This is a genomic window from Rhodoblastus sp., from assembly GCF_041915505.1.
GTDB lineage: Bacteria > Pseudomonadota > Alphaproteobacteria > Rhizobiales > Beijerinckiaceae > Rhodoblastus.
This window is the reverse complement of record NZ_JAYSBG010000217.1, coordinates 1-6,146: the sequence shown is the minus strand read 5'-3', so window position 1 is coordinate 6,146 and position 6,146 is coordinate 1. Positions and strand designations below refer to the sequence as shown.

The window sequence follows — 6,146 nt, the reverse complement described above, 5'->3', positions numbered from 1 at the left end:
ACTGGTGCAGGTTGCCGCCGTGGAACCACAGCCCTTCCTGCTGCGTCGGCTTCCACATGTTGCGCAATTCGCCTTCCCAGGGACCGGGATCCTTGCTGGTGTTCGACCCCAGCCCCCAGACCTTGCCAACCTTGTCCGCGACCTCTTGGGAAATGAGGTCTGCGGCCCAGCCGTTCATCGAGCTGAAGCCGGTGGCGTAGATCACCAGATCCGCCGGCAGCTCCGAGCCGTCAGTGAAGACCACCGACGTTTCGGTCAGGCGCTCCACATTGACGCCGCTCTTCAACTTGATGCGCCCGTCGGCGACCAGGTCGCAGGCGCCGACATCGATGTAATAGCCCGAGCCGCGCCGCAGATATTTCATGAACAGGCCGGAGCCGTCGTCGCCGAAATCGAGCAAGAAGCCGGCGTCCTCAAGACGCTTGTAGAAATCGGCGTCGCGCTCGCGGATCCGGTTGTAAACCGGGACCTGGAACTGATGCATGATCTTGTAGGGCAAGGAGGCGAAGGTCAGGTCCGCCTTCTGCGTGGTCATGCCGGAGGCGACGGCGCGCTCCGAATAGAGATCGCCGAGGCCGATCTCCATCAGCGAATCCGATTTCACGATATGAGTCGAGGAGCGCTGCATCATGGTGACGTCGGCGCCGCCTTCCCACAGCGCGGCGCAAATATCATGCGCCGAATTATTGCCGCCGATCACCACGACCTTCTTGCCGCGATAGGCGTCCGGACCGGGATGCTGCGAGCTGTGCTGCTGCTCGCCCTTGAACAGCTCCATGCCGGGGAATTTCGGCAAGTTGGGCTTGCCCGACATGCCGGTGGCGAGCACCAGCTGTTTCGGCTTCAGGACGATCTCCTGGCCTTCGCGGCGGACGACGACCGTCCATTCCTGCGTCGCCTCGTCATAAGCGCAGTTCACGCATTCGGTGGAGGCCCAATAATTGATCTCCATCACCTTGGTGTACATTTCCAGCCAGTCGCCGATCTTGTCCTTCGGCGCGAAGACCGGCCAGTTCGCGGGGAACGGCAGATAGGGCAAATGGTCGTACCAGACCGGATCGTGCAGGCAGAGCGATTTATAGCGCCTGCGCCACTGGTCGCCGGGACGCCCGTGCTTGTCGATGACGATGGTCGGCACGTCGAGCTGACGCAGCCGCGCCGCCAGCGCGATGCCGCCCTGCCCGCCGCCGATGATCAGGCAATAAGGCTGGCGTGAATAACCGAGTTCGGCCTGTTCCTGCGCGCGCTCCTCGGCCCAGGTCTTGCGGTTCGGGTCGATGCCATGCCGCGCGCCGAGCGGACGACGGGCGCCCATCGGCTCCTCGAAACCCTTCAGCTCCTGCATGGTGGTGAGCAGGGTCCAGATGCGGCCGTCCTTGATGCGGATCTGACCGAAGCCGCGCGCCCGCGCCGTTTCGAACTGAATCCAGCTTTCGATCACCTCGCCCGATTCGATCGCCTGTTCGCCCTCGGCGACGCGCCAGTTCGTGGGGCGCGATTCGCCAAGCTGGGCGCTCAGCATGTCGCCGATCTGTTCGCGACCTTCGAGGGTCTTGAGGTTCCAGGTGAACGCCACCAGATCGCGCCAATAGCAATCCGTCTGGAAAAGCGCGAGCGCGGCCGCAACATCCTCCGCGGCCAGCGCCTCGCCGAGGCGGTTCAACACATCGTTGGCGATCGCCGTCGCCGACGCCTTATCTCGCATCTGCACACTCCCTGACGCCGACTCAGCCGACGCATTTCCTTTTTGGGTATCGATGTCGCAATCGAACCTGCCAATGGGAAGAGCAATGCTGGCGCCAACATGGAAAAATTTATTTTTTATTTTTAAAAACAAATAGTTATGAAATCAATCACGGCGCCGTTACCGAGGCGGTCGCGCCACATGTGTGGCGCGCGAAACGCCTCAGGTTGAAGCTTTTGCCGATCCGTGCAATTTTTCTAGATTGAGAAAATTCAAAAAGAATCATCCGCACAAAAATCCTGCGGTCGGGGAGGATCGTGGTCATGCGCGGAGCGCAATCGGCCCATATCGACGAACTCGTGCGCGCGGCGGCGGAGCGAAGCTCGCGGCGCGACGTCATCATTCATGATTCGTGGGTGCGCTGCGTGGACGAGCACAAGCTTGACCCCAGCGTATTGCGCGAGGCGCGCATCGTCACGCAGGGACAGTTCCGCGAACATCGCGACGCCATGGACGAATTCCTGCACACGGCGCGGTTCGGCGTCGAAACGCTCTATCGCCAGGTGTCCGGCCTCGGCTATGTTCTGCTGCTGACCGACGCCAATGGCGTAACGGTCGATTTCATGGGCGACCCCACCTTCGACAATAATTGCCGTAAGGCGGGGCTTTATCTCGGCGCCGATTGGAACGAGACCCATGCCGGCACCTGCGCGGTCGGAACCTGCATCATCGCCGGCGAAGCCCTGACCGTCCATCAGACCGACCATTTCGACGCCACCCATATTCCGCTGACCTGCACCGCCGCGCCGATCTACGATCCGTCCGGGGCGATGGCGGCCGTGCTGGACATCTCCGCCCTGCGCTCGCCCGAGCCCAAGACCAGCCAGTTCCTGGCGCAGCAATTGGTGATTTCCTTCGCGCACAAGATCGAAACCGCCAATCTGCTCAACCGCTTTCGTCACGAATGGATCCTGCGGCTCGCCTCTTGCCCGGAATTCGCCGATGTCGATCCGGATGTCGTGATCGCGGTCGACGGCTCCGGACGCATCATCGGCGTGAACAATCGGGCGCGCATCCTGCTCCAGCAGGAAGCCCCCAAGACCGACGTCCTGACGCCGCCGCGCGCCCTCTACATCTCCGACATTTTCGAATGCACGGTCGATGATTTTCCCTTCTATGTCCATTCCCGCCCGAGCGAGCAGCGCGGCCTGAGGCTACGCCGCAGCGGCCGCACCCTGTTCGGCCACGCCCTGCCGCCGCCGCCGAAAAAGACGGCGGGACCAGCGCAGCGCGAGCGGCCGCTGCCGGCCGGCCTCGCCGCCTTGGCGGGCGAGGACGACGCGATGCGCAATGTTCTGTCGCGCGCGGCGAAGCTGGTCAACACCCAGATGGGCCTGTTGATCCATGGCGAGACCGGCACGGGCAAGGAACATCTCACCAAGGCGTTGCACAATGTCAGCCCGCGCGTCGGAAAGCCCTTCATCGCGGTGAATTGCGCGGCCTTGCCCGAAGGGCTGATCGAGAGCGAATTGTTCGGCCATGAGGCGGGCTCCTTTACGGGCGCCAAGGCGAAAGGCAAGAAGGGCCTGGTGCTCGAAGCCAATGGCGGCACTTTGTTCCTCGACGAGATCGGCGACATGCCGCTGACCTCGCAGACGCGGCTGCTGCGCGTGCTCGCCGAACGCGAATTGACGCCGGTCGGCGCCACGCGGCCGGTGCCCGTCGACATACGCGTGATCGCCGCAACCCATCGCGATCTGGTCGACTTGATCAAGAGCGGGAAATTCCGCGAGGATCTCTATTTCCGCCTCAGCGGCGCGGTGCTGAAACTGCCGCCGCTGCGCGACCGGCTCGATTTCGACTGGCTGGTCGACAAAATGGTCGCCGAGCGGCGCGCGCAATCGGGCCGGACCTTCACGTTGTCGCCGGCGGCTCTGGCGCGGATGCGGCAATATGACTGGCCCGGCAATATTCGCGAATTGATCAATGCGCTGGATTACGCCTGCGCCATCGCGGAAGGCGATCTGATCCAGCTCGACGACCTGCCCGAGCGGATCGTTTCGGGCGATCACGGCGACAAGAAAATGCCGGATTCGGCAGAGGACTTGCTCGCCGATCTGCGCCGCAACCGCTGGAACGTCTCGCAGGTCGCGCGGCTGCGCGGCGTCGATCGCACCACGATCCATCGCCAAATCCGCCGCCACGGCCTGATGACGTTCAAGCTTCCCGACTGAGCCCCGGCGCCTGTGGCGCCCGGCGCCACAGGTGTTGCGGCCCGCGCCACGCGACGCCCGCGGCGCTTTGCAATTTATCCCTTTCGAATCAGGCCGTTGTTGCGCGCCACGGCGATGGCGCCGCGCTTGCTGAAGGGTCCTCAAGAATAAATTGAGGAAACCCATGCCGCGCAAAGTCGGCGTCATCGCCAATCCGATTTCCGGCCGCGACATCCGTCGCATCGTCGCCAAGGCGAATAATCTCCAGGTCGCGGATCGCGCCAATATTCTGCTGCGCGCGCTCGCCGGCCTCGGCGCCTGCGGCGTGCCCGACGTGGTGATGATGCCCGAGCGCGGCGGCCTCGCCGGCCATGTGCTGCGCCAGCTCGCGCAAACGTCCCGGCGCGGCGACGAGCGCTTTCCGCGCCTCGCCTTGCTCGACATGCCGGTGACAGGAACCGCCGAGGATTCGCGCCGCGCCGCCCGCCTGATGGCGCGCGAGGATATCGCCGCGATTATCGTGCTCGGCGGCGACGGCACCCATCGCATCGTCGCCGCCGAATGCGGCGCCATTCCGATCGCGGGCGTTTCGACCGGCACCAATAACGCCTTTCCCGAAATGCGCGAGCCGACCGTGACCGGCTTTGCGACGGGGCTGGTCGCAAGCGGCGCGGTTCCCGACGCCATTGGATTGAAAGGCAATAAATGGCTGGAGGCGCGCGTTGACGACAATGCGCCCGAAATCGCCCTGGTCGATATCGCCGTGGTCGCCGAGCAGAATCTCGGCGCGCGGGCGCTGTGGCGCGTCGAGACGTTTCGTGAACTCTATGTCGCCTTCGCCGATCCGAACCTGATCGGCATGTCGGCCATCGCCGGATTGATCGAACCGGTCGGGCGCGACGAGCCGGGCGGCCTGATGATGCGCCTCGCGCCGGCCGAAACCGCGCCCATGTCGGTTCTGGCGCCGATCGCGCCCGGCCTGGTCGAAAAGATCGGCGTCGAACATTGGCGCCGCTTCACCACGGGCGAGACCATTTCCACCACCGTCCCGGCCGGTTCGATCGCGCTCGACGGCGAGCGCGAACTGACCTTCGACCGGCGCCAGAAGATTTCGATCGAACTGATCGAAAACGCCTTCAGGACCATCGACGTCCCCGCCGTCATGGGCTTCGCGGCGGCCAGCGGCTTGCTGCGCGAGAAGGCTTTGGCCTGCGCCTGAAATTTCAAAACCAAGGAGGAAACAGAATGACCAGCAATCCCTTTCCATTGCCGCGCGAGGAGCTGATGCGGGCCTACCGCACCATGCGCACCATTCGCGATTTCGAGGAACGGCTTCACGTCGAATTCGCCAAGGGCGACATTCCCGGCTTCGTCCATCTCTATGCCGGCGAGGAAGCCACCGCGACCGGCATCATGACGCATCTGACCGATATCGACCGCATCGCCTCGACCCATCGCGGCCACGGCCATTGCATCGCCAAGGGCGTCGACGTCCATGAAATGATGGCCGAGATCTACGGCAAGGCGACCGGCTCCTGCCGCGGCAAGGGCGGCTCGATGCATATCGCCGATCTGTCCAAGGGCATGATGGGTGCGAACGGCATTCTCGGCGCCGGCGCGCCGCTGATTTGCGGCGCGGCGCTGGCCTCGAAATTCCGCGGCGACCGGGGCGTCGGCATCACCTTTTTCGGCGACGGCGCAGCCAATCAGGGCACCGTTCTGGAGAGCATGAATCTCGCGGCGGTGTGGAACCTGCCGGTGATTTTCGTGGTCGAGAACAATGGCTATGCCGAGGCGACCTCGGTCGATTACGCGACCGCCGTCGATTCCTATGTCGATCGCGCCTCGGGTTTCGGTATGCCCGGCGTGACCGTCGATGGAATGGACTTTTTCGCCGTCTATGAAGCGGCGGGCGAGATCATCAAGCGCGCGCGCGACGGCGGCGGCCCGGCGCTGCTCGAATGCAATGTCGCGCGGTTCTACGGTCATTTCGAAGGCGACGCCCAGACCTACAAGGCCAAGGGCGAGAACGACTACAACCGCGAGAATCGCGACTGCCTGAAGATCTTCCGCTCGCGTCTCATCGAAGCCGGAATCGCGACCGACCGCGACTTCGCCCTGATCGATCTCGAAGTCGCGGCGCTGATCGACGCCGCCGTTTCCTCCGCCAAGGACGCGCCGCTGCCCCATGCGCGCGAACTGCTCACCGACGTTTACGTCGCCTACTGACGCCCCGGACCGGGAGAACA

General features: G+C 63.9%; 5 protein-coding genes. 3 read left to right on the top strand and 2 right to left on the bottom strand.

The annotated features are described in order from the left end of the window. Positions 1-1,705: flavin-containing monooxygenase (locus ACE3S9_RS13305; protein WP_374546952.1), on the bottom strand; the 1,705-nt coding region annotated here is incomplete at its 3' end. A gap of 148 nt (positions 1,706-1,853) precedes the next feature. Further along, a complete protein-coding gene (locus ACE3S9_RS13300) occupies positions 1,854-2,009 on the bottom strand; it encodes a hypothetical protein (RefSeq protein WP_374546951.1) in 156 nt (51 codons plus the stop codon). Here ACE3S9_RS13300 and ACE3S9_RS13295 point away from each other — a divergent pair. The 3 genes from ACE3S9_RS13295 (at position 2,008) to ACE3S9_RS13285 (ending at position 6,126) form a co-directional block, all read left to right on the top strand. After that, a complete protein-coding gene (locus tag ACE3S9_RS13295; protein ID WP_374546950.1) occupies positions 2,008-3,918 on the top strand; it encodes a sigma-54-dependent Fis family transcriptional regulator in 1,911 nt (636 codons plus the stop codon). The two genes, ACE3S9_RS13300 and ACE3S9_RS13295, sit on opposite strands and share 2 nt — an antisense overlap. 163 nt (positions 3,919-4,081) lie before the next feature. Beyond that, entirely contained in the window at positions 4,082-5,116 is a 1,035-nt protein-coding gene (locus ACE3S9_RS13290) for an ATP-NAD kinase family protein (RefSeq protein WP_374546949.1), read from the top strand. A gap of 26 nt (positions 5,117-5,142) precedes the next feature. Next, a complete protein-coding gene (locus ACE3S9_RS13285; RefSeq protein WP_374546948.1) occupies positions 5,143-6,126 on the top strand; it encodes a thiamine pyrophosphate-dependent dehydrogenase E1 component subunit alpha in 984 nt (327 codons plus the stop codon). Positions 6,127-6,146 lie beyond the last annotated feature (20 nt).